Origin of the sequence: Cronobacter sp. EKM101R (assembly GCF_963888145.1) — a bacterium.
In the GTDB taxonomy this organism is placed as follows: domain Bacteria; phylum Pseudomonadota; class Gammaproteobacteria; order Enterobacterales; family Enterobacteriaceae; genus Cronobacter; species Cronobacter turicensis.
This window is the reverse complement of record NZ_CAWPHW010000002.1, coordinates 131,729-153,511: the sequence shown is the minus strand read 5'-3', so window position 1 is coordinate 153,511 and position 21,783 is coordinate 131,729. Positions and strand designations below refer to the sequence as shown.

At 58.6% G+C, this 21,783-nt stretch carries 23 protein-coding genes and 1 other RNA gene; 19 read left to right on the top strand and 5 right to left on the bottom strand.

What is annotated here, in order from left to right; all coding sequences use genetic code 11:
- Positions 1–6: 6 nt before the first annotated feature.
- The 3 genes from AACV31_RS04520 to uxaC form a co-directional block, all read right to left on the bottom strand.
- Positions 7–549: a YgjV family protein gene (locus AACV31_RS04520; protein ID WP_165155649.1), complete on the bottom strand. Its 543-nt coding sequence runs from the start codon at positions 547–549 to the stop codon at positions 7–9.
- A gap of 71 nt (positions 550–620) precedes the next feature.
- Positions 621–2,108, bottom strand: a complete 1,488-nt coding sequence (locus tag AACV31_RS04515) for a UxaA family hydrolase (protein WP_012815066.1) — start codon at positions 2,106–2,108, stop codon at positions 621–623.
- Positions 2,109–2,125: 17 nt separating this feature from the next.
- Entirely contained in the window at positions 2,126–3,538 is a 1,413-nt protein-coding gene (uxaC, locus tag AACV31_RS04510; RefSeq protein ID WP_165155647.1) for a glucuronate isomerase, read from the bottom strand.
- Positions 3,539–4,009: 471 nt separating this feature from the next.
- On the opposite strand from uxaC, the gene AACV31_RS04505 reads away from it, so the two are divergent.
- The 16 genes from AACV31_RS04505 (at position 4,010) to AACV31_RS04430 (ending at position 17,941) form a co-directional block, all read left to right on the top strand.
- Positions 4,010–5,311 carry an MFS transporter gene (locus tag AACV31_RS04505; RefSeq protein ID WP_007766949.1) on the top strand — a complete coding sequence of 434 codons (1,302 nt, stop codon included), beginning with the start codon at positions 4,010–4,012 and terminating at the stop codon, positions 5,309–5,311.
- Positions 5,312–5,424: 113 nt separating this feature from the next.
- A complete protein-coding gene (gene exuR, locus AACV31_RS04500) occupies positions 5,425–6,204 on the top strand; it encodes a transcriptional regulator ExuR (RefSeq protein ID WP_007766946.1) in 780 nt (259 codons plus the stop codon).
- A 315-nt stretch (positions 6,205–6,519) separates the two neighbouring features.
- Positions 6,520–7,182 (top strand): DedA family general envelope maintenance protein YqjA, encoded by a 663-nt coding sequence (gene yqjA / locus AACV31_RS04495; protein ID WP_165155645.1) that lies wholly within the window; start codon positions 6,520–6,522, stop codon positions 7,180–7,182.
- A gap of 3 nt (positions 7,183–7,185) precedes the next feature.
- Positions 7,186–7,569: an EnvZ/OmpR regulon moderator MzrA gene (gene mzrA / locus AACV31_RS04490; protein WP_007766942.1), complete on the top strand. Its 384-nt coding sequence runs from the start codon at positions 7,186–7,188 to the stop codon at positions 7,567–7,569.
- Positions 7,570–7,720: 151 nt separating this feature from the next.
- A complete protein-coding gene (locus tag AACV31_RS04485) occupies positions 7,721–8,089 on the top strand; it encodes a DUF1090 domain-containing protein (RefSeq protein WP_007766940.1) in 369 nt (122 codons plus the stop codon).
- A 35-nt stretch (positions 8,090–8,124) separates the two neighbouring features.
- Entirely contained in the window at positions 8,125–8,427 is a 303-nt protein-coding gene (locus AACV31_RS04480) for a DUF883 family protein (protein ID WP_004385819.1), read from the top strand.
- A 2-nt stretch (positions 8,428–8,429) separates the two neighbouring features.
- Positions 8,430–8,828, top strand: coding sequence for a phage holin family protein (locus AACV31_RS04475; protein WP_007766938.1), 399 nt, complete (start codon positions 8,430–8,432; stop codon positions 8,826–8,828).
- Entirely contained in the window at positions 8,825–9,121 is a 297-nt protein-coding gene (locus AACV31_RS04470; RefSeq protein ID WP_007766935.1) for a YqjK-like family protein, read from the top strand. Before AACV31_RS04475 ends, AACV31_RS04470 begins: the two co-directional genes overlap by 4 nt.
- A 209-nt stretch (positions 9,122–9,330) precedes the next feature.
- Positions 9,331–9,723 carry a DoxX family protein gene (locus AACV31_RS04465; protein ID WP_007766933.1) on the top strand — a complete coding sequence of 131 codons (393 nt, stop codon included), beginning with the start codon at positions 9,331–9,333 and terminating at the stop codon, positions 9,721–9,723.
- Between the two features lie 75 nt (positions 9,724–9,798).
- Positions 9,799–10,785, top strand: coding sequence for a glutathione S-transferase family protein (locus tag AACV31_RS04460; RefSeq protein ID WP_105538305.1), 987 nt, complete (start codon positions 9,799–9,801; stop codon positions 10,783–10,785).
- A gap of 155 nt (positions 10,786–10,940) precedes the next feature.
- Complete coding sequence (locus tag AACV31_RS04455) at positions 10,941–11,306, top strand: DUF805 domain-containing protein (protein ID WP_007766930.1); 366 nt, start codon at positions 10,941–10,943, stop codon at positions 11,304–11,306.
- A gap of 134 nt (positions 11,307–11,440) precedes the next feature.
- Positions 11,441–12,364 carry an aminoimidazole riboside kinase gene (locus AACV31_RS04450; protein WP_105538306.1) on the top strand — a complete coding sequence of 308 codons (924 nt, stop codon included), beginning with the start codon at positions 11,441–11,443 and terminating at the stop codon, positions 12,362–12,364.
- Positions 12,365–12,530: 166 nt separating this feature from the next.
- Positions 12,531–14,048, top strand: a complete 1,518-nt coding sequence (locus AACV31_RS04445) for a carbohydrate porin (protein WP_165155643.1) — start codon at positions 12,531–12,533, stop codon at positions 14,046–14,048.
- A 71-nt stretch (positions 14,049–14,119) separates the two neighbouring features.
- Entirely contained in the window at positions 14,120–15,490 is a 1,371-nt protein-coding gene (locus AACV31_RS04440; protein WP_165155641.1) for a sucrose-specific PTS transporter subunit IIBC, read from the top strand.
- A complete protein-coding gene (locus AACV31_RS04435; RefSeq protein WP_165155639.1) occupies positions 15,490–16,899 on the top strand; it encodes a sucrose-6-phosphate hydrolase in 1,410 nt (469 codons plus the stop codon). Before AACV31_RS04440 ends, AACV31_RS04435 begins: the two co-directional genes overlap by 1 nt.
- Before the next feature lie 28 nt (positions 16,900–16,927).
- The gene (locus AACV31_RS04430) at positions 16,928–17,941 is read left to right on the top strand and encodes a substrate-binding domain-containing protein (RefSeq protein ID WP_165155784.1); all 1,014 of its coding nucleotides are present in this window, start codon (positions 16,928–16,930) and stop codon (positions 17,939–17,941) included.
- Here the strand turns inward: AACV31_RS04430 and yhaJ are convergent.
- Positions 17,938–18,837, bottom strand: a complete 900-nt coding sequence (gene yhaJ, locus AACV31_RS04425; RefSeq protein WP_007766900.1) for a DNA-binding transcriptional regulator YhaJ — start codon at positions 18,835–18,837, stop codon at positions 17,938–17,940. The genes AACV31_RS04430 and yhaJ overlap by 4 nt on opposite strands.
- A gap of 102 nt (positions 18,838–18,939) precedes the next feature.
- On the opposite strand from yhaJ, the gene AACV31_RS04420 reads away from it, so the two are divergent.
- Together AACV31_RS04420 and AACV31_RS04415 are read left to right on the top strand one after the other, a co-directional pair.
- The gene (locus tag AACV31_RS04420) at positions 18,940–19,641 is read left to right on the top strand and encodes a pirin family protein (RefSeq protein WP_007766898.1); all 702 of its coding nucleotides are present in this window, start codon (positions 18,940–18,942) and stop codon (positions 19,639–19,641) included.
- A gap of 35 nt (positions 19,642–19,676) precedes the next feature.
- The gene (locus tag AACV31_RS04415; RefSeq protein WP_007766896.1) at positions 19,677–19,853 is read left to right on the top strand and encodes a hypothetical protein; all 177 of its coding nucleotides are present in this window, start codon (positions 19,677–19,679) and stop codon (positions 19,851–19,853) included.
- A gap of 414 nt (positions 19,854–20,267) precedes the next feature.
- Here AACV31_RS04415 and rnpB read toward each other — a convergent pair.
- An RNA gene (rnpB, locus tag AACV31_RS04410) (RNase P RNA component class A) lies at positions 20,268–20,644 on the bottom strand.
- Positions 20,645–20,837: 193 nt separating this feature from the next.
- Here rnpB and AACV31_RS04405 point away from each other — a divergent pair.
- Entirely contained in the window at positions 20,838–21,692 is an 855-nt protein-coding gene (locus AACV31_RS04405; RefSeq protein ID WP_165155637.1) for a tagatose bisphosphate family class II aldolase, read from the top strand.
- The last annotated feature ends 91 nt before the right edge of the window (positions 21,693–21,783 follow it).

The window sequence follows — 21,783 nt, the reverse complement described above, 5'->3', positions numbered from 1 at the left end:
CGGGTTTTACCGCTTCTGCACTATCTCTTTTTCGACCTTAAACGGATCGATCCCCCGCTTTTGCATCTGCCAGAACCGAATAATGTTAAGCCCGTTGATGATGAGAAAGCTGCCTTCAATCAGCGTGCCGCCGATCGAACCAATCCAGAAATTATGCGTGACCCAGCAGGCGGTGGAGCACCACATCACGCAGCGGGTGGTCAGCCCGGTACAGCGAAACAGCGCCCAGGTGCTGGCGACAGTGCCGATAATCGGTAACAGTTCGATGGGGTGATGCAGCTTCACCAGGCCTAGCGTCAGCGTGAGCACGATAAACAGCGTCATGATCCACAGGCTACGGGTGCGTAGCGAAATCACCGTGCGCAGCGCGTTCAGCTCCGCGCTCATCCCCGCAGGCGTCGCGCCCATCAGGAAAAAATGCGCCCCAATAACGGCGCTGTAGAGCGCCAGTTGCAGCTTGAAGCGCCGTTCGTCGCGGTTAAAAAAGGTCGTGATGCCAATCAGAAAGGCGATGACCCCAACGCCCTGGGCAAGCCAATACGCGGTCATAAAGCGTCCCTCTCAAAAAGAAACGGCGCTTCATAAATGAAACGCCGTCTGATGATTACGTCGTCCGGGGCCTACAGCGTCACGCCGCTCTTAAAGATAGCCAGTTCGCGGAAGTCGTTTTTCTCGTTGCAGGTCTGTTTGCCCGAGGCGATATCGACAATGCTGTCGACAAACTTTTCCAGCAGCTGCGGCATCGCGGTGCCGTGCAGCAACTGACCGGCGTCGAAGTCTATCCAGTGCGGTTTTTTCGCCGCCAGCTCGCTGTTGGTGGCGATTTTTACCGTCGGCACGAAACCGCCGTAGGGCGTGCCGCGCCCGGTGCTGAACAGCACCATATGACAGCCCGCGCCCGCCAGCGCGCTGGTCGCCACGGCGTCGTTGCCCGGCGCGCTTAGCAGGTTAAGGCCCGGCGTATGCAGCCGCTCGCCGTAGCGCAGTACATCCACCACCTGGCTTGCGCCGGCCTTCTGGGTGCAGCCGAGCGATTTCTCTTCAAGCGTCGTGATGCCGCCCGCTTTGTTGCCCGGCGATGGGTTTTCGTAAATCGGCTGGTTATGCGCGATGAAGTACTGTTTGAAGTCGTTCACCATGGTGACGGTTTTCTCAAACGTCGCTTCGTCGCGGCAGTGGCTCATCAGAATGCGCTCCGCGCCGAACATCTCCGGCACTTCGGTCAGTACTGTGGTGCCGCCGTTGGCGATCACGTAATCCGAGAAACGGCCAAGCATCGGGTTCGCGGTAATGCCCGAAAGCCCGTCCGAACCGCCGCACTCCAGCCCGAATTTCAGCTCGCTGAGTTTGCCCGGCTCGCGCTTGTCGTGACGCATTACGTCATAAAGCGCATGCAGGTGCTCAAGCCCCGCTTCCACTTCATCATCCTGGTGCTGGCAAACCATAAAATGCACGCGCGTCGGATCGAAATCGCCCAGCGTTTCGCGAAACGCGTCCACCTGGTTGTTCTCACAGCCCAGACCAATCACCAGCACCGCGCCGGCGTTCGGGTGGCGCACCATGTTTTGCAGCATGGTGCGGGTGTTGATGTGATCGTCGCCCAGTTGCGAACAGCCGTAGGTGTGGCTGAAGAGAAACACGCCGTCGGTACCCTCGGCGTCGTGCGTCTCTTTCAGGAAACGGTTCTGGATCTGGCGCGCGATCCCGTTGACGCAGCCGACGGTCGGCAGGATCCACAGCTCATTGCGGATCCCCACCTCGCCGCTGGCGCGACGGTAGATCTGCACCTCGCGATCGCCCATCTGATCGCCCGTGTAAGGCGCTTCGGGTTGATAGCTGTACTCATCCAGATCGCTGAGATTGGTGCGGGTATTATGGGAGTGAATATGTTCGCCCGGCGCGATATCCGCCAGCGCATGGCCAATCGGCAGGCCATATTTTACAACGTTCTCTCCCTGTGCGATGGGCAGCAGCGCGAACTTATGGCCGCGCGTCACCGGCTGCAACAGCATGACGGATAACCCGTCAATGGCGATAACCGAGCCTTCGGGCAGATCCGCCAGCGCTACCGCAACGTTATCCTGCGAATGGATCCTGATGTATTGCATATCAACCTCAAAGGGCCTTAGTTGAGTTCAATGGCGAAGTAGTCGCGGGCGTTGTTGAAGCAGATGTTTTTCACCATCTCGCCCAACAGGTCGATATCCGCCGGCGCCTCGCCTGCTTCCACCCAGCGGCCAATCATCTGGCACAGAATGCGGCGGAAGTATTCATGACGGGTATAGGAGAGGAAGCTGCGGCTGTCGGTCAGCATGCCCACGAAGCGGCTCAGCAGGCCGAGCTGCGCGAGCTGGGTCATCTGACGCTCCATGCCATCTTTCTGATCGTTAAACCACCAGCCGGAGCCGAACTGCATCTTGCCTGGCATCCCTTCGCCCTGGAAGTTGCCGATCATGGTGCCCAGCACTTCGTTATCACGCGGGTTCAGGCAGTAGAGAATGGTTTTCGGCAGCAGATTCTCTTCGTTCTGTTTGCTCAGGAGTTTTGACAGCTCTTCGGCGAGCGGACGGTCGTTGATGGAGTCAAAGCCGACATCCGGCCCCAGCAGTTTGAACTGACGCTGGTTGTTATTACGCAGCGCGCCGATGTGGTACTGCTGCACCCAGCCGCGGCGGGCATATTCCGCGCCAAGCCAGACCAGCACCGCAGTTTTGAACTGCGCCACTTCGTGCTCGCTGAGCGTCCCGCCCGCCAGACGGCGCGCCAGGATGCTGTCGAGTTCGCTTTCGCTGGCGTCGGCAAACAGCACCACGTCCAGCGCGTGGTCAGACACTTTACAGCCGTGGGCCGCGAAGTGATCCAGACGTTTCGCCAGCGCGGTTTGCAGATCGCTGAAGCGGCGGATATCGGTATCGGAGACTTCCGCGAGCTTCGCCATGTAATCGGTGAAGGTCGCCTGTTCAATGTTAAATGCTTTGTCCGGGCGCCAGCTCGGCAGCACTTTAACGCTGAAGCTGCTGTCTTTGGCGACGGTCGCGTGATGCTCCAGCGAGTCGATCGGATCGTCCGTGGTGCCGACCATTTTCACGTTCATCTGCTGCATGATGCCGCGGGCGCTGAACGCGTCCTGAGCCAGCAGATCGTTGCACTGGTTCCAGATCTCGTCGGCGGTTTTCGGCGACAGCAGCTTACCGGTGATGCCAAACGGACGGCGCAGTTCCAGATGCGTCCAGTGATACAGCGGATTGCCGATGGTGTGCGGCACGGTGGCGGCCCATGCGTCAAATTTTTCGCGATCGCTCGCATCGCCGGTACACAGGCGTTCCGGCACGCCGTTGGTACGCATCGCGCGCCATTTGTAGTGGTCGCCTTTCAGCCAGATGTCATACAGGTTTTTAAAACGGTAATTTTCGGCAATCTGCTGCGGCGGAAGGTGGCAGTGATAGTCGAAAATCGGCTGTTCTTTAGCGTAGTCATGGTACAGACGACGGGCGAATTCGGTGTCGAGCAGGAAATCTTCGGTCATGAACGGGGTCATTTTATGCTTCCTCTGAGCCAGTATTTCAGATGCGTTAGCATGATGCTGACAAAGTTATCACACCAATTTCTAGTGACCGAAGCTATTTTCGTGAGTCAGATCAATAAAAGCACACAAATAATCACCCCTCTCCAAAGTAAACACCGCCCCAGCCCGCGCCACGTCTGGCTTTGCGCCACGCCTGACGTAACCTTACAAAGAAAGATGCTTTTGTGATGGCTCTCAACTTTTAAAGCTGTATGACAAGTTATCGTTCTGCCGTCGCAACATATAAACCCACGGAATGTTTTAAGGGGTGAGATTCACTCCATTAGCCGGAACGGATACCGGCCTGGCTCCATAAATACTGTATGGCAAGGCGTGGGCGGCACCGATAACACTTCCGGCGCGCCTCCCGTTACTGAATGAGTACCGCGTAAGCCTGGCAACCTGCCGGCCTGCGCGGCGAACGATTAAACGATGAGGTTTCCAATGCGTAAAATTAAAGGGTTACGATGGTACATGATTGCGCTGGTGACGCTGGGCACCGTGCTGGGCTATCTGACCCGTAACACCGTGGCGGCCGCAGCGCCTACCCTGATGGAAGAGCTGCATATCTCCACGCAGCAATACTCTTATATTATCGCGGCCTATTCCGCGGCTTATACCATCATGCAGCCGGTAGCAGGCTATGTGCTGGATATTCTCGGCACGAAAGTCGGCTACGCCTTCTTCGCCGTGACCTGGGCGGTGTTCTGCGGCGCAACCGCGCTGGCAGGCAGCTGGGGCGGTCTGGCGCTGGCGCGTGGCGCGGTAGGTGCTGCAGAAGCGGCGATGATCCCGGCGGGCCTGAAAGCCAGCTCCGAGTGGTTTCCGGCGAAAGAGCGTTCTATCGCGGTGGGCTATTTCAACGTGGGCTCGTCTATTGGTGCCATGATTGCCCCGCCGCTGGTGGTATGGGCTATCGTGATGCATAGCTGGGAACTGGCGTTCATTATTTCCGGTGTGCTGAGCTTCGCCTGGGCCATGGCCTGGCTGATTTTCTACAAACACCCGCGTGACCAGAAAAAACTGACCGAAGAAGAACGTGACTACATCATTGGCGGTCAGGAAGCGCAGCATCAGACCAACAACGGTAAAAAAATGTCGCCGTGGCAGATTGTCCGCACCCGTCAGTTCTGGGGCATCGCGCTGCCGCGCTTCCTGGCGGAACCGGCATGGGGCACGTTCAACGCCTGGATCCCGCTGTTTATGTTCAAAGTGTACGGCTTTAACCTGAAAGAGATCGCGATGTTCGCCTGGATGCCGATGCTGTTTGCGGATCTCGGCTGTATCGTCGGCGGCTATCTGCCTCCGCTGTTCCAGCGCTGGTTCGGTGTGAACCTGATCGTCTCCCGTAAAATGGTGGTGACGATGGGCGCGGTGCTGATGATTGGCCCAGGCATGATCGGCCTGTTCACCAGCCCGTATGTGGCGATTGCCCTGCTGTGCATCGGCGGGTTCGCGCATCAGTCGCTCTCCGGCGCGCTGATTACGCTCTCCTCTGACGTGTTTGGGCGTAATGAAGTGGCGACCGCCAACGGCCTGACCGGTATGGCCGCGTGGACCGCGAGCACGCTGTTTGCGCTGGTGGTCGGCGCGCTGGCCGATACCATTGGCTTCAGCCCGCTGTTCGCCGTACTGGCCGTGTTCGACCTAATGGGCGCGCTGGTTATCTGGACGGTGCTGAAAAACAAACCGGCCAGTGAGCTGGAACGAGAGACGCGAAGTGGCGCTCCCGTCACACAACACTGATCAATCCTCTGGAAAGCCGCCTGCGGGCGGCTTTTTCATGGGCGTCGAGTGGAGGGCAAACCCGAAAAGTGGTATAACAAATCTAAGCAGTATCGTGTTCACTGGAGTCGCACATGGAAATCGCAGAACCGCGTCGTCTGTATCAACAACTGGCCGCCGAGCTTAAGCAACGCATTGAAGAAGGCGTTTATCAGGTAGGTGAGAAACTCCCTGCCGAGCGATTTATCGCCGACGAAAAAAACGTCAGCCGCACGGTCGTGCGCGAAGCCATCATCATGCTGGAAGTCGAAGGCTATGTTGAAGTACGCAAAGGCTCGGGCATTCATGTGATCGCCAACCAGGGGAAATATCGCGCCCCGGCGCCTGAGCAGGAGTATGAATTCGCCAGCTATGGCCCGTTCGAGCTGTTGCAGGCCCGCCAGCTCATTGAAAGTAATATCGCCGAGTTCGCCGCCACCCAGGTCACCAAACAAGACATCATTAAGCTGATGGAGATCCAGGAAAAAGCGCGTAACGAGAAGTTCTTCCGCGATTCCGAATGGGATCTTCAGTTTCACGTTCAGGTAGCGCTCGCCACGCAGAATACCGCCCTTGCCGCCATCGTTGAAAAAATGTGGACTCAGCGCGTTCACAACCCGTACTGGAAAAAACTGCACGAACATATCGATTTACGCACGGTCGATAACTGGTGCGACGATCACGATAACATTCTTAAAGCCCTGATTCGTAAAGACCCGCACGGCGCGAAGCTCGCCATGTGGCAGCATCTGGAGAACACTAAACAGATGCTCTTTAACGAAACCAGCGACGACTTTGAATTCAACGCCGACCGCTACCTTTTTGCCGAAAATCCAGTGGTCCACCTCGACGCGGCGGCAAACAGCGAAAAGTAATCCTCTTCTTACCGCGAGGGTAAGCAAACCATATATAGTGTCAGCCTGTGTAAATACCCTCGCCAGCCTTACGCCCGGAAAGCAAAATCATTCCTCAACAAAGCACGATTTCTGTGACGCATCAGGCAGAGCTTTGTTACAATTAGACGCATTTCCTGGTGAAAAGTTAGCGCTTGCTTACTTCACTCATCGCACATGGAGCCGTGCCGGCGCCAGGAACGCACAGAGCGCTGTTGACGTCCTTCATACCTCAGAAATGTCGCAATGCTATCTGTTCTACCCCATTGGCTTTAACCGATGTGCCAGGATCACTGAATGGAACTTTTGACACAATTACTCACCGCGCTCTGGAGCCAGGACTTCGAAACGCTGGCCAACCCCGGCATGATCGGCATGCTCTACTTTGTGCTGTTTATGATCCTGTTTCTGGAAAACGGTCTGCTGCCCGCCGCGTTTCTGCCGGGCGACAGCCTGCTGGTGCTGGTGGGCGTGCTGATTGCCAAAGGCCCGCTGGGGTATCCGCAAACGGTGCTGCTGTTAACCGCCGCCGCCAGCCTCGGCTGCTGGGTGAGCTATATCCAGGGGCGCTGGCTCGGCAATACGCGCATCGTACAGAACTGGCTTTCACATCTGCCCGCGCATTATCACCAGCGGGCGCATCACCTGTTTCATAAACACGGGCTGTCAGCGCTGCTGCTCGGCCGTTTTATCGCCTTTGTCCGCACGCTGCTGCCGACTATTGCCGGGCTCTCTGGTCTCAATAACGCCCGTTTCCAGTTCTTTAACTGGATGAGCGGCCTGCTGTGGGTGGTTATCCTCACCTCTCTTGGCTATCTGCTCGGCAAAACGCCGGTGTTCCTTAAATATGAAGACGCCCTGATGTCCTGCCTGATGCTGTTGCCGGTCGTGTTGCTGGTTATCGGCCTGGTCGGATCGCTGGTGGTGTTATGGAAGAAAAAACATGGAAACCGGAGCTAAAGGATGGCCTTCACACGCGCGCTTTCTCGTCGTCTTACGCTAACGCTTGCGGCAGGCGCGCTAATGGCCGCGGTGCTGCTTAGCTGGGCCGCGCTGCAAAAACATGAAACCACGCTTGAGATCCGCGCGGTGTCGCAGGGTGCGACGATCCCGGACGGCTTTTCCGTCTGGCACCATCTGGACGCCAACGGCATCCGCTTTAAAAGCATTACGCCGCAGGATGACATTCTGCTGATTAAATTCGACAACAGCGATCAGAGCGAAGCCGCGCGCAAAGTGCTCTATCGCTCCCTGCCGCGCGGTTTTGTTATCGCCCAGCAGGAAGAAAAAAGCCTCACTCCCGCCTGGCTCTCTCGCCTGCGTCACGATATTCAGCGCCTGGGTTAACCCTTCCAGGAATCTGAATCTTTTCACGGACTTTGGGGTTTGCGCCATTACTTACTATGCTTGAGTAAGCGCAACCCATTGTTCTGTCCGCGCAACACATCGGAATCGCGTTTGGCCGCAAGCCTTACGCAACACAATGGAAGGTTTAATCATGAATTACCGCATAGTACTGGCCTTAGCCCTTTTTTCCTGGAATGCCGCAGCGCTTGCCGCCTCCCCCTGCGAAGAAAAAGCGCAGGAAATTGAAAAGGAGATCCGCTACGCCGAACAGCACCAGAACCAGGGACGCATCGACGGGCTGAAAAAAGCGCTAAGTCAGGTACGCGCCAACTGCCGCGACGGCGATGTTATCGCCGAGCACCGGCAGAAAGTGGCGCAGAAACAGGCGGAAGTGGCTGAACGCCGCGCCGAATTGCATGAAGCGTCGCAAAAAGGCGATGCGGATAAAATTGCCAAACGTCGCCACAAGCTCGCTGAAGCCGAGCAAGAGCTTAAGGCGTTGAAAGCTCAAGATTACTGAGCTTATGGATAACCCTCACTTATCAGGAGAGCATTATGTCAAAAGAAAATACCGACCACCTGCGCGCTGAGTTGAAATCGCTTGCCGATACGCTGGAAGAGGTGCTGACCGCCTCCGGGGACAAATCGAAGGAAGAGATGAGCAAACTGCGCAATAAAGCAGAGCGTGCGCTGAAAGACACCCGTTATCACTTAACCGAAACCGGTGACGTGATCGCCAAACAGACCCGCGAAGCGGCGGCGCGTGCGGAAGATTACGTGCGTGAAAATCCGTGGACCGGCGTGGGTATCGGTGCGGCCATCGGCGTCGTACTGGGCGTGCTCCTGACGCGGCGCTGATTATGACGGAGCCTCGTCACGCGCAAGGGCCGGGTAAAAGCGTTCTCGGCATCGGACAACGTATCGTCACCGTGCTTGTGGAGATGGTGGAAACCCGTTTACGGCTCGCCGTGGTGGAGCTGGAAGAGGAGAAAGCGAATCTCTTTCAGCTGCTGCTGATGACTGGCCTGACGATGCTGTTTGCCGCCTTTGGACTGATGAGTCTGATGGTGCTGCTTATCTGGGCAGTGGATCCGCAGTATCGCCTTAACGTCATGATAGGCACGACCGTCGCGCTGTTTGTGCTGGCGCTGATTGGCGGCATCTGGACGCTTAAGAAATCGCGCCAGTCGACGCTTCTGCGCCACACGCGTCATGAGCTCGCTAACGACCGCCAGTTGCTGGAGGACGATAAGTCATGAGCATGAGCAAAGCCGAGCGCGAAAAGCGCAAAGCGCTGCTGCTCAGTCAAATCCAGCAGCAGCGGCTGGATATGGCCGCGGGTCGTCGCGAATGGCTTGCCGTCACCGGCTCTTACGATCGTAGCTGGAACACGCTGCTCAGCCTGCGCTCCTGGGCGCTGGTCGGCAGTAGTGCGATGGCTATCTGGAGCATCAGGAATCCTAACTTCCTGCTGCGCTGGGCCAAGCGCGGTTTCGCCGCGTGGAGCACCTGGCGGTTGATTAAAACCACCATGAAACATCCGCTCCCCTGACACTGACGCCTCTCCCCGGAGAGGCGTTTTTTTATCCCCCTCTTTCTTCATTATTTTTGAATAAGTTTGCCAGTTTTCCTTGCTTACATTCCCATCACGCCCGCCCTATGATGCTTTCCATCAACGGCGGAACGCGGATAAACCCGCGCAAAGCAAACCTTTAATGATAATTAACCTTTCGTGATGAAGCGGGTTTCCTGGAGAGTAAAATGAAAAAATTCGAAGATGCTGGCGTACTGGTGGCACGTATTCTGATGCCGATTCTGTTTATCGTCTCCGGCTGGGGCAAAATTACCGGTTATGCGGGGACCCAGCAGTATATGGAAGCGATGGGCGTGCCGGGCTTTATTCTGCCGCTGGTGGTCCTGCTTGAGTTTGGCGGCGGCCTGGCTATCGTCTTCGGGTTCCTGACCCGCACCACGGCGCTGATCACCGCTGTCTTTACGCTGCTGACGGCGTTCCTGTTCCACAGCAACTTCGCGGAAGGCGTTAACTCGATTATGTTTATGAAGAACTTTTCTATCGCAGGCGGCTATCTTCTGCTGGCGCTGATGGGTCCTGGCGCCTACAGCCTGGATCGCCTGCTGAAAAAGAACTGGTAACTGACTTCACGGCAGGCGGCCCTCACCGCCTGCCTTTTTGCCATACTGAGGGGATACCTCTGACAGGAGAGCATCATGGGACAACTGATCGACGGCGTCTGGCACGACACCTGGTATGACACGAAATCCACCGGCGGCCGCTTTAAACGCACCTCGGCGGCGTATCGCAACTGGGTGACCCCTGACGGCGAACCGGGCCCGACGGGCGAAGGCGGCTTTGCGGCGCAAAAAGACCGTTACCATCTCTATGTCTCGCTCGCCTGCCCCTGGGCGCATCGCACGCTCATCCTGCGCGCGCTGAAAGGCCTGGAGTCGTTTATCTCCGTTTCGGTCGTGCATCCGCTGATGCTGGAAAACGGCTGGACCTTCGATGATGATTTCCCGGCGGCGACCGGCGACACGCTCTACCAGCACGATTTTCTCTATCAGCTCTACCTCCAGGCCGATCCGCACTACTCCGGTCGCGTCACCGTCCCGGTGCTGTGGGATAAAGAGCGCCAGACCATCGTCAGCAACGAATCCGCCGATATCATTCGCATGCTCAACAGCGCTTTCGACGCGGTGGGCGCCCGCGCGGGCGATTACTATCCTCAGGCGCTGCGTGCGGAAATCGACGAACTGAACGGCTGGATCTACGACACGGTGAACAACGGCGTCTATAAAGCGGGTTTTGCCACCAGCCAGCAGGCCTATGACGAAGCGGTGGAGCAGGTTTTCGCCTCGCTGTCGCGGCTTGAGCAGATCCTCGGCCAGCAGCGTTATCTCGCAGGCGACCAGCTCACCGAGGCCGATATTCGTCTGTGGACGACGCTGGTGCGTTTCGACCCGGTCTACGTCACGCACTTTAAATGCGATAAACATCGCATCAGCGATTACCTGAACCTGCATGGCTTCCTGCGCGAGATTTACCAGATGCCGGGCATCGCAGACACCGTGGATTTCGGGCATATCCGCCACCACTATTTTTGCAGCCACAAAACCATTAACCCGACCGGTATTATCTCCATCGGCCCCTGGCAGGATCTCGATGAGCCGCACGGGCGCGACGAGCGTTTCCGCTAATCCGCTTCGCCCTAAGCCTCTTCTGAAAAATGCGCCGTTCCGACGGCGCTCACACTTTGCGTTTTCCCCCAGGCCGTTTCCCCTGCCGACAGCTAGCATTTAGTTAAGCGATCGCTTTAAAAACAAGTGATTGATGGCAAGGGAGGCGAGAACAGATGTACTGGTACATTAAAGCGTTTAAAAATTACCTCGGTTTTACCGGCAGGTCGCGTCGTAAAGAGTACTGGATGTTCACCCTGGTAAATCTCATCCTCGCGGGCGTGATGGTGGCGCTCGATACAATGCTCGGGCTGCGCATTATCGGTGAACAAGGGCTGCTCACGCTCATTTACGGGCTTGTGGTACTGCTGCCCGCGCTGGCGGTACAGTTCCGCCGTCTGCATGACACCGATCGTACCGCCCGGTGGCTGTTTGTCCTGTTGATTCCGGTTATCGGCTGGCTGATGATCCTCGCGTTCAACACGCAGGAAGGCACCCACGGCGAAAACCGCTTCGGCCCCGATCCGAAACATCATCACTGATCCTCTGGCCGCGTTCCGGCGCGGCACGTTTCAGCCCTCCTTTCACTTTGCAGCACCATAAGCGCACAAAGTCTGTTGATTAGCTAAACCGGTTTAACTATTGTTTAGCGCAGGATGAATCGAAGGAGATACGCATGTCAGCAAAAGTATGGGCCCTTGGGGATGCCGTGGTGGATCTGCTGCCCGACGGCCATGGCCGGTTACTGCAATGCCCGGGCGGCGCGCCTGCCAACGTGGCGGTCGGCGTGGCGCGACTCGGCGGCGCGAGCGGGTTTATCGGCCGGGTCGGGCGCGATCCGTTCGGGGCGTTTATGACGCAGACGCTGAAAGATGAAAACGTCGATACCCGCGCCATGCATCAGGACCCGGCGCACCGCACCTCGACGGTCGTGGTGGCGCTGGATGACCGCGGCGAACGCTCGTTTACCTTCATGGTGCGCCCGTCCGCCGATCTGTTTCTCACCGCCGACGACTTACCGCCGTTCGGCGCAGGCGAGTGGCTGCATGTCTGCTCGATTGCGCTCTGCGCCCAGCCCTCGCGGGATACCGCCTTTGAGGCGATGGCGCGAATCAAGCGCGCGGGCGGTTTTGTCAGCTTCGACCCAAATATTCGTGAAGATCTCTGGCCGGATACCGCACAGCTGCGGCAGTGCGTGGAACGCGCGCTGGCGCAGGCGGATGTGGTGAAACTCTCGCTGGAAGAGCTGGCGTTTATTGCCGGAAGCGATGATAAAGAGCACGCCCTGGCGCTGGCGCGCCGCCACGCGATCCCGCTGCTGCTGATCACCCGTGGCGCAGAAGGCGTCGATGCCTGCTTTAACGACGCGCTGCATCACTACCCGGCGGTGCCGGTCGAGTGCGTCGATACTACCGGCGCGGGCGACGCTTTCGTTGCCGGGCTGCTCTGGAGCCTTGCGGCGCATGGCCTGCCGGAGGAGGCCGCACAGCTTGCGCCTGTACTCGCCGCAGCCCAGGCGTGCGGCGCGCTGGCCACCACCGCCAAAGGCGCGATGACCGCGCTGCCCCGCCTTGACGATCTTCAACCGTACCTCGCCTGATCCTGTGAGCCGCCGCCGCGGCTCGTTTTGCGAACCGCATCACAATCACTAAACCGGTTTAGCTAATTTAATTGCCAGTAAAAATAAGGCGTGATTATGATTGCCGCCTAAACCGGTTTAGCAAGTCTGCATAATGATGATAACGCCTTCTCAGGGATGCCATACCATGATTAAAAAAAGTACGCTTGCCCTTACCCTTGGCTTAATGGCCGGCGCTCCCGCCGCCTTTGCCGACAGCAATATGACCAGCATTGAGGCGCGCCTCGCGGCGCTGGAACAGCGTCTTCAGGCCGCGGAACAGCGCGCCAGCGCGGCGGAAACCCGTGCTGAAGCCGCCGAACGCCAGGCGCAGGCGCTTGCCGCGCAGCAAAAAGCGCAGCCGCCGGTTCAGCCCGTCGCCGCGCAATCCGCGCCGCAACCCGCCGCGCAAACGGCCGACAATAGCGGATTTGAATTCCACGGCTACGCCCGCTCGGGCCTGCTGATGAACGATTCCGCCGCCAAAACGCAGGGCGGCCCGTCCTTCACGCCTGCGGGTGAAACCGGCGGCCACGTCGGGCGTCTGGGCAATGAGCCAGACACTTACCTTGAGATGAATCTTGAGCACAAACAGACGCTGGCGAACGGCGCCACCACGCGCTTTAAAGTGATGGTGGCTGACGGTCAGCGCAGCTATAACGACTGGACCGCCTCCACCAGCGATCTTAACGTGCGCCAGGCGTTTACCGAACTAGGCCACCTGCCGACGTTCACCGGCGCGTTTAAAGATTCCACCGTCTGGGCCGGTAAACGCTTCGATCGTGATAACTTCGATATCCACTGGATTGACTCCGACGTGGTCTTCCTCGCCGGTACGGGTGCGGGTATCTACGACATGCGCTGGAGCGATAACGCCCGCAGCAACTTCTCGCTGTATGGCCGCACCTTCGGCGATATTGAAAACAGCGAAAACACCGCGCAGAACTATATCCTGACGCTCAACAACTACGTCGGGCCGGTACAGCTGATGGTGAGCGGGATGCGCGCCAAAGATAACGAAGACCGCGTGGATATCGACGGTAACCGCGTGAAGAAAGACGCGGCGGAAGATGGCGTGCATGCGCTGCTCGGCCTGCATAACGACAGCTTCTACGGCCTGCGTGAAGGCTCCTCGAAAACCGCGCTGCTGTATGGTCACGGTCTTGGCGCGGAAGTGAAATCCATCGGCTCCGATGGCGCGTTACTGCCGCAGGCGGATACCTGGCGTCTGGCGACCTACGGCATGACCCCGCTCGACGGCGGCTGGCATATCGCGCCTGCGGTGCTGGCGCAAAGCAGTAAAGATCGCTACGTCAAAGGCGACAGCTACCAGTGGGCGACCGCCAACCTGCGAGTGATCCAGGAGATTAACCAGAACTTTGAGCTGCAATATGAAGGCAGCTACCAGTACATGGATCTGCGCCCGGAAGGCTACAACGCCCGCAACGCGGTCAGCGGCAACTTCTATAAGCTGACCTTCGCGCCGACGCTGAAAGCAGGCGACGTGGGCGAATTCCTCAAGCGTCCGGAGCTGCGTCTCTTCGCCACCTGGATGGACTGGGATCATCGCCTGGACAACTACGCCAGTAGTGATGCCTTCGGCAGCAGCGGCTTTACCGCCGGCGGCGAATGGAACTTCGGCGTACAGATGGAAACCTGGTTCTGATAATAACGGCCCCTGCCACGCGGGGGCCTGCGTATTACTGACAACACAAAAACCACGAGACTGAGGTTGTTATGGATTTTGAACAGATTGCCCGCTCGCTTCTGCCGCTGCTCGGCGGCAAAGAGAATATCGCCAGCGCCGCCCACTGCGCCACGCGCCTGCGGCTGGTGCTGGTGGATGACGCCAAAGCCGACACCGCCGCCATCGGCAATGTCGAGGGCGTGAAAGGCTGTTTTCGCAACGCAGGCCAGCTGCAAATTATCTTCGGCACCGGCGTGGTGAATAAAGTCTATGCCGCGTTTATCGCCGCCGCCGGGATCAGCGAATCGAGCAAATCGGAAGCCGCAAGCGTGGCGGCCCGCAAACTGAACCCGTTCCAGCGCATCGCCCGTCTGCTCTCTAATATCTTTGTGCCGATCATTCCGGCGATTGTGGCGTCCGGCCTGCTGATGGGCCTGCTCGGCATGGTGAAAACCTACGGCTGGGTAAGCCCGGATAACGCGCTCTATATCATGCTGGATATGTGCAGTTCGGCGGCGTTTATCATTCTGCCTATCCTGATCGGCTTTACCGCCGCGCGGGAATTTGGCGGCAACCCGTATCTGGGCGCGACGCTTGGCGGCATTCTCACCCACCCGGCGCTCACCAACGCCTGGGGCGTCGCGGCGGGCTTCCACACCATGAACTTCTTCGGGATTGAGGTCGCGATGATTGGCTACCAGGGCACCGTTTTTCCGGTCCTGCTGGCGGTGTGGTTCATGAGTATTCTTGAAAAACAGCTGCGCCGGATTATCCCGGACGCGCTGGATCTCATCCTGACGCCCTTCTTTACCGTGATTATTTCCGGCTTCGTGGCGCTGCTGGTGATTGGCCCGGCGGGCCGCGCGCTCGGCGACGGCATCTCGCTGGTGTTAAGCACGCTGATTGCCCACGCAGGCTGGCTCGCGGGGCTGCTGTTCGGCGGGCTCTATTCGGTGATTGTGATTACCGGCGTGCATCACAGCTTCCATGCGATTGAAGCGGGGCTGCTCGGCAACCCGTCCATTGGCGTTAACTTCCTGCTGCCTATCTGGGCGATGTCTAACGTGGCGCAGGGCGGCGCGTGTCTGGCGGTGTGGTTCAAAACCAAAGACGCCAAAGTGAAGGCGATTACGCTGCCGTCGGGGTTTTCGGCGCTGCTCGGCATTACCGAAGCGGCCATTTTCGGGGTCAACCTGCGCTTCGTGAAACCGTTTATCTCCGGGCTTATCGGCGGCGCGGCGGGCGGCGCGTGGGTGGTCTCGACGCATGTCGGCATGACGGCGGTCGGTCTGACCGGTATTCCGGGCATAGCGATTGTTCAGGCCAGCTCGCTGCTTAACTACGCCATCGGTATGCTTATCGCCTTCTGCATCGCCTTTGCGGTCTCTTACCTGTGGAAATACAAAACGGACGCTGAATAATGACCACCCGCACGCTGCTGCCAGCTATTTTACAGGCCGTGATGAAAGGCCAGCCGGTCGCGCTTGGCGATCGCTACTACCCGCGCTGGCATCTGGCGCCGGTCACGGGCCTGATGAACGATCCGAACGGTTTTATCCATTTTCAGGGGCGTTACCACCTGTTTTATCAGTGGAACGCGCTGGGTTGCCAGCATCAGCATAAGTGCTGGGGACACTGGAGCTCGGCGGATCTGACGCACTGGCGACACGAGCCGCTGGCGCTGATGCCGGATGAAGAGTATGACCGCAGCGGCTGTTATTCAGGCAGCGCGGTGGATGACAACGGACGTCTGACGCTCTGCTATACCGGCAACGTGAAATTTGACGACGGCAGCCGCACCGCCTGGCAATGTCTGGCGGTGCAGAACGCCGACGGCGGTTTCGACAAGCTCGGCCCGGTGATGCCGCTGCCCGGCGGCTATACCGGCCACGTGCGCGACCCGAAAGTCTGGCGTCACGGCGAGCACTGGTACATGGTGCTGGGCGCGCAGGATCTGGCATTGCAGGGCAAAGTATTGCTGCTGCGCTCCGACAACCTGTGGAACTGGGAAAATCTGGGCGAGCTCGCCGGCAGCACGCTCGGCGGGCTCGGCGAGGCGGGTTATATGTGGGAGTGCCCGGATCTCTTCATGCTGGACGGCAAAGCGATTCTGATCTGCTGTCCGCAGGGCGTTACGCGCGAAGAAAAACGCTATCTCAACACCTACCCGAGCGCGTACCTGTGCGGCGATCTGGACTACGACAAGCCGGAATTTCGTCACGGCCCGCTGGTAGAGCTGGACGCCGGTTTTGAGTTTTACGCGCCGCAAACCACGCTGGCCGACGATGGCCGCCGGTTACTCATCGGCTGGATGGGCGTGCCGGACGGCGAAGAGATGTTGCAGCCAACGGTGGCGCAGGGCTGGATCCACCAGATGACCTGCCCGCGCGAACTGACGCTGCGCGACGGCAAACTCTGCCAGCAGCCGGCGCGCGAGCTCGCTGTCCTGCGCGGCGAGGAGCAGCGCCTGGAGGGCGTGGCCGCCACGCTCCCCTCGCTCGCGGCGGAAAGCCTGGAACTGATTTTGGAAGCGCAGGGCGAGGTGACGCTCGATTTCGCCGATACCCTGCGCCTGGAATGGTCGCGCGACGGCCTGCGTCTGGCGCGCCGGAGCCTGGCCTGCGGCGAGTGGATGCATCGTTACTGGCAGGGCGACGCCCGTCGGCTGCACATTTTGTGCGACTGCTCCAGCGTCGAGATTTTCATTAATGACGGCGAAGGCGTGATGAGCAGCCGCTATTTTCCGGCGGCCGACGCGACGCTTGGCTTTGAGGGCGACGCGCAACTCCGGCTACGCTACTGGTCGTTACGCGCCTGCATGGTAGAATGAGGGTTTGACCACTCACCGAACCGAAGCCGTGCGAAAAACCAAACGCGTTACCATCAGTGATATCGCCGCCCTGGCGGGGGTTTCCAAAGCCACCGCCAGCCTGGTGCTCAATGGACGAGGCAAAGAGCTGCGCGTGGCGCAGGAGACGCGCGAGCGCGTTCTGGCTATCGCCCAACAGCATCACTATCAGCCGAGCATCCACGCCCGCCTGCTGCGCGACAACCGCAGCCATACGCTGGGCCTGGTGGTGCCGGAGATAACCAACTACGGTTTCGCGGTGTTTTCTTACGAGCTGGAGACCCTGTGCCGCGAGGCGGGGCTCCAGTTGCTTATCTCCTGTACCGATGAAAATCCGGGCCAGGAGACCGTGGTGGTCAATAACCTGGTGTCGCGCCAGGTCGACGGGCTTATCGTCGCCTCCAGCATGTTGAGCGACAGCGATTATGTGAAGCTCAGCGAGCAGCTCCCGGTGGTGCTGTTCGACCGCCATATGAACGACACGCAGTTGCCGCTGGTCATCACCGATTCCATTACGCCGACCGCCGAGCTGGTGGCGCGCATCGCCCGCCAGCATCCGGATGAGTTCTATTTTCTTGGCGGCCAGCCGCGTCTGTCGCCGACCCGCGACCGCCTGGACGGTTTTAAGCAGGGGCTGGCACGGGCAGGCGTTGAGCTACGCCCGGAGTGGATCATTCACGGCAATTATCATCCGAGCAGCGGCTATGAGATGTTCGCCGCCCTGTGCGCCCGTCTGGGACGCCCACCAAAGGCGCTGTTTACCGCCGCCTGCGGCCTGCTGGAAGGGGTGCTGCGCTACATGAGCCAGCATCGTCTGCTGGAAAGCGATATCCATCTGGCGAGCTTTGACGATCACTATCTGTATGATTCGCTGTCGGTACGCATCGATACCGTGCAGCAGGATTGCCGTCAGCTGGCGCTGGATTGCTTTGAGATGATCACCCAACTGGTGGATGACAAGGAACCGACGCCGCTGCAGCGCTACCTTCCGGCCACGCTGCAATGGCGTCATCCGGCGGATTAACGCTTCACGTTAAAGAGTTTGGGGATTTCGCGCAGGCACCAGGCTTTCGCCTCGCCCATGCTGTCGCGCCGCCAGGCCATGATGATGTCCACTTCGCTGGTGGACTCCGGGCTGACGACGCGCAGCCGTCCTTCGGCGATGTCCTTTTCCACCAGCGGGTACGGCATCGTCGCCACGCCAAGCCCGGCGAGCAGCGCCTGGCGCTTATCTTCGATGGACGTCACCGTCAGCCTCGGCTGTTTATCGAGTAATTGCACCGTTAATACCGGGCGTTCGCGCGCGGTATCCGCCACCGCCACGCCGCGATACTTCACGCGCGTCACCTCTGACAGCGGCTCCGGCTCGTCGTGAATCGGGTGATCCGGCGCGGCCACATAGACATTCAACAGCGTATATAGCTTGCGGGAGTTAATTTCCGATGACGAGCGAAAGTGCATGTCCGGCGCGATGACAATATCGGCGCGCCCCTGCTCCAGCCGCTCCCACGCGCCCGCCAGCACTTCGGTAATGAAAGAGAGCTGCGTGTTGGCTTTGGCGGCGAGTTTATCCACCAGCGGGAACAAACACGGCGTGGGCACCAGCGCCTCGGCGACGATAGTCAGATGGGTTTCCCAGCCGCGCGCCAGCGCCTCGGCATCCGTGGTGAGCTTATCGGCCGCCTCAAGCAGCACGCGCCCGCGCTCCAGCAGCATGCGCCCGACATTCGTGAACTTGGTGCGGTGCCCGGAGCGGTCAAACAGCACCACGTCCAGCTCCTCTTCCAGCTTCTGCATGGTATAGCTCAGCGCAGACGGCACGCGCCCCAGCTCGTCGGCCGCGGCGGCGAAACTGCCGCGCCGGTCGATAGCGTCCATCACGCGCAGCGCCTCAAGCGTCAATGCCCTTTCTTTAGCCATCAGGTTCTCATTCAGGAAATTTGAATATACCCAGCAGATTAACTGGCTAACAATGCAGCGTCCACACCCTTAACATAAAAGCCTGTCAAGAGAGGTAAAATTATGATTATTACGAGAACAGCCAAACAGTGTGGGCAAGCTGACTATGGATGGCTGCAGGCTCGCTATACCTTTTCCTTTGGCCACTATTTCGATCCGAAACTGCTGGGCTACGCCTCGCTGCGCGTACTGAACCAGGAAGTGCTGGCGCCCGGCGCCGCGTTCCAGCCGCGTACCTACCCGAAAGTCGATATCCTCAACCTGATCCTCGACGGCGAAGCGGAATACCGCGACAGCGAAGGCAACCACCTGCGCGCGAAAGCGGGCGAGGCGCTGCTACTCTCCACCCAGCCGGGCGTAAGCTACAGCGAACTTAACCTGAGTAAAGACCATTCGCTGACGCGGATGCAGCTCTGGCTCGACGCCTGCCCGGAGCGCGAAAACCGGACGGTGCAGAAAATCGCGGTCGGCCCGCAGGCGCGCCAGCTTCTCGCCTCGCCGGACGGCGCGGAAGGCAGCCTGCAACTGCGCCAGCAGGTGTGGCTGTGGCACATCGCGCTGAATGAAGGGGAATCGGTGAGTATGCCCCTGAACGGGCCGCGCGCCTATTTACAGTCGATCCACGGTACGGTCCATGTAAAGACCGAAACGGAAGACAAAGAAGCATTAACCTGCGGAGACGGCGCCTTTATTCGTGATGAGGCTAACATAACCCTTATTGCGGATTCGCCGCTGCGCGCTTTACTGGTAGATTTGCCGGTGTAACAGAAGATGCAGAAAGCTGCATCAGGAGTCATAAAATGAGTACTATCACACAGCAAAAGAAAGTCACGAAGTTGACTGTAACACCCGCCCCGCAGGAAGCGCATACACGCGCCGGAGCGCAACCAGACTTTACCTACGATTGCATGCTCAGCGAGCTGGAAGCCATTATCGCTGAAGCCGAAGTACGCCTGGCCGAGGAAGAAGCCGCCTGACGTACGCTCCCCGGGCGGGCCAGATGGCTCGCCTGTCTCTGAGTCTGATATTCCCTTCCACGTTTACCTTTTCACGCTCCCTGCGGATACCAAACGTTAAGCCGCACTATTTTCACAGAACGCCTCGTGGACAATCATTCATCTTTGCCCCGCCCCAAAAGCAAAAACCCCGCCGAAGCGGGGTTTTCTAAAGTGTGAAGCTGACCGGTAAGCCGGGTTCTTTTCATAGAGAGCGTCGTGGACAGTCATTCATCTTTGCCCCGCCCCAAAAGCAAAAACCCCGCCGAAGCGGGGTTTTCTAAAGTGTGAAGCTGACCGGTAAGCCGCATTCTTTTCACAGAGAGCGTCGTGGACAGTCATTCATCTTGCCCTGCCCCATAAAGCAAAAACCCCGCCGAAGCGGGGTTTTCTAAAGTGTGAAGCTGACCGGTAAGCCGGGTTCTGTCGTGGACAGTCATTCATCTAGGCCAGCAATCGCTCACTGGCTCAAGCAGCCTACCCGGGTTCAGTACGGGCCGTACCTTATGAACCCCTATTTGGCCTTGCTCCGGGTGGAGTTTACCGTGCCGCGAACTGTTGCCAGCCGCGCGGTGCGCTCTTACCGCACCCTTTCACCCTTACCTGATCCCACTTGCGTGGGCCATCGGCGGTTTGCTCTCTGTTGCACTGGTCGTAGGCTTGCGCCTCCCAGGCGTTACCTGGCACCCTGCCCTATGGAGCCCGGACTTTCCTCCCCTCCGCCCGTCTCCCCGAAAGGACGACGACGAAGCGGCGACTGTCTGGTCAGCTTCGGCGCGGAGTATAGAGGGTTTATGCGCATCTGTCACGCATAGCACACATTCTTAGAACGTCTCTCGCAACTTTTCCTTCGAACACTTTCGATACCCTTCGAAAACTCCCTTTTGCGATCGAAATCACAACCGAAACTTTCGATAATATATACATTCCTTTCAATCAAAACATTCCGAAAGAAAGGAGTAATCAATGTTTATTATTTCCAGTAACAACCAGCTCCTTAAAGCGCAACGCGAAGGCTATGCGGTGCCGGCTTTTAATATTCATAACCTTGAAACGCTGCAAGTGGTGGTAGAAACGGCCAGCGACATGCGCGCGCCGCTGATTGTCGCAGGTACGCCGGGCACCTTCGCCAGCGCCGGGACGGACAACCTGCTCGCGCTCGCCGCCGGTATGGCGCGCCACTATAACCATCCGCTGGCGGTTCACCTCGACCACCATGAAACGCTGCCGGATATCCAGAATAAAATCATGGCGGGCGCGCGATCCGCCATGATTGACGGCTCCCATCTCCCCTTTGAGGAAAACGTGGCGCTGGTTAAAAGCGTAACAGCGTTTTGTCATCGCTATGACGCCAGTGTCGAAGCAGAGCTGGGGCGGCTCGGCGGCCAGGAAGACGACAAGGTCGTCGGGGATAACGACGCGCTGTACACCGACCCGGCGCAGGCTCGCGCTTTCGTCGAGCAGACCGGTATCGACGCCCTTGCCGTCGCAATAGGTACCGCACACGGTTTTTATCACGCCGAGCCGAGGCTCGATTTTGCAAGACTCGCCGCCATCCGGGCTGCGGTTGAGGTTCCGCTGGTGCTGCATGGCGCCTCCGGGTTATCCGCTGCCGATATACAGAAAGCCATCTCGCTTGGCATTTGCAAAGTTAACATTGCAACCGAGCTAAAAGTGGCCTTTTCCACCGGGCTTAAACGCTATTTTCACGACCATCCCGACGCCTGCGATCCCCGCCATTATATGCAGCCCGCGAAAGCCGCCATGAAAGAGGTCGTGCGTCAGGTCATTCATCGTTGCGGCTGCGAAGGCAAGCTTTGAGACAGCGCGCAGGCGGTTCAGGGCTGACCATTCCCTCCTGCCTTAAGCGCTTTCTGACAATTTTCGAAAATTTTACGAGGCCGCTCGCGAA

What these genes read in the sequence shown, in the direction of transcription:
- AACV31_RS04435 (WP_165155639.1), top strand. Translation starts at nt 15,490, where the DNA reads ATGACCACCCGCACGCTGCTGCCAGCTATTTTACAGGCCGTGATGAAA.
- AACV31_RS04420 (WP_007766898.1), top strand. Translation starts at nt 18,940, where the DNA reads ATGATTATTACGAGAACAGCCAAACAGTGTGGGCAAGCTGACTATGGA.
- yqjA (WP_165155645.1), top strand. Translation starts at nt 6,520, where the DNA reads ATGGAACTTTTGACACAATTACTCACCGCGCTCTGGAGCCAGGACTTC.
- AACV31_RS04465 (WP_007766933.1), top strand. Translation starts at nt 9,331, where the DNA reads ATGAAAAAATTCGAAGATGCTGGCGTACTGGTGGCACGTATTCTGATG.
- AACV31_RS04415 (WP_007766896.1), top strand. Translation starts at nt 19,677, where the DNA reads ATGAGTACTATCACACAGCAAAAGAAAGTCACGAAGTTGACTGTAACA.
- AACV31_RS04450 (WP_105538306.1), top strand. Translation starts at nt 11,441, where the DNA reads ATGTCAGCAAAAGTATGGGCCCTTGGGGATGCCGTGGTGGATCTGCTG.
- AACV31_RS04445 (WP_165155643.1), top strand. Translation starts at nt 12,531, where the DNA reads ATGATTAAAAAAAGTACGCTTGCCCTTACCCTTGGCTTAATGGCCGGC.
- AACV31_RS04470 (WP_007766935.1), top strand. Translation starts at nt 8,825, where the DNA reads ATGAGCATGAGCAAAGCCGAGCGCGAAAAGCGCAAAGCGCTGCTGCTC.
- AACV31_RS04455 (WP_007766930.1), top strand. Translation starts at nt 10,941, where the DNA reads ATGTACTGGTACATTAAAGCGTTTAAAAATTACCTCGGTTTTACCGGC.
- mzrA (WP_007766942.1), top strand. Translation starts at nt 7,186, where the DNA reads ATGGCCTTCACACGCGCGCTTTCTCGTCGTCTTACGCTAACGCTTGCG.
- exuR (WP_007766946.1), top strand. Translation starts at nt 5,425, where the DNA reads ATGGAAATCGCAGAACCGCGTCGTCTGTATCAACAACTGGCCGCCGAG.
- AACV31_RS04505 (WP_007766949.1), top strand. Translation starts at nt 4,010, where the DNA reads ATGCGTAAAATTAAAGGGTTACGATGGTACATGATTGCGCTGGTGACG.
- AACV31_RS04440 (WP_165155641.1), top strand. Translation starts at nt 14,120, where the DNA reads ATGGATTTTGAACAGATTGCCCGCTCGCTTCTGCCGCTGCTCGGCGGC.
- AACV31_RS04485 (WP_007766940.1), top strand. Translation starts at nt 7,721, where the DNA reads ATGAATTACCGCATAGTACTGGCCTTAGCCCTTTTTTCCTGGAATGCC.
- AACV31_RS04480 (WP_004385819.1), top strand. Translation starts at nt 8,125, where the DNA reads ATGTCAAAAGAAAATACCGACCACCTGCGCGCTGAGTTGAAATCGCTT.
- AACV31_RS04515 (WP_012815066.1), bottom strand. Translation starts at nt 2,108, where the DNA reads ATGCAATACATCAGGATCCATTCGCAGGATAACGTTGCGGTAGCGCTG.
- AACV31_RS04405 (WP_165155637.1), top strand. Translation starts at nt 20,838, where the DNA reads ATGTTTATTATTTCCAGTAACAACCAGCTCCTTAAAGCGCAACGCGAA.
- AACV31_RS04520 (WP_165155649.1), bottom strand. Translation starts at nt 549, where the DNA reads ATGACCGCGTATTGGCTTGCCCAGGGCGTTGGGGTCATCGCCTTTCTG.
- yhaJ (WP_007766900.1), bottom strand. Translation starts at nt 18,837, where the DNA reads ATGGCTAAAGAAAGGGCATTGACGCTTGAGGCGCTGCGCGTGATGGAC.
- uxaC (WP_165155647.1), bottom strand. Translation starts at nt 3,538, where the DNA reads ATGACCCCGTTCATGACCGAAGATTTCCTGCTCGACACCGAATTCGCC.
- AACV31_RS04475 (WP_007766938.1), top strand. Translation starts at nt 8,430, where the DNA reads ATGACGGAGCCTCGTCACGCGCAAGGGCCGGGTAAAAGCGTTCTCGGC.
- AACV31_RS04460 (WP_105538305.1), top strand. Translation starts at nt 9,799, where the DNA reads ATGGGACAACTGATCGACGGCGTCTGGCACGACACCTGGTATGACACG.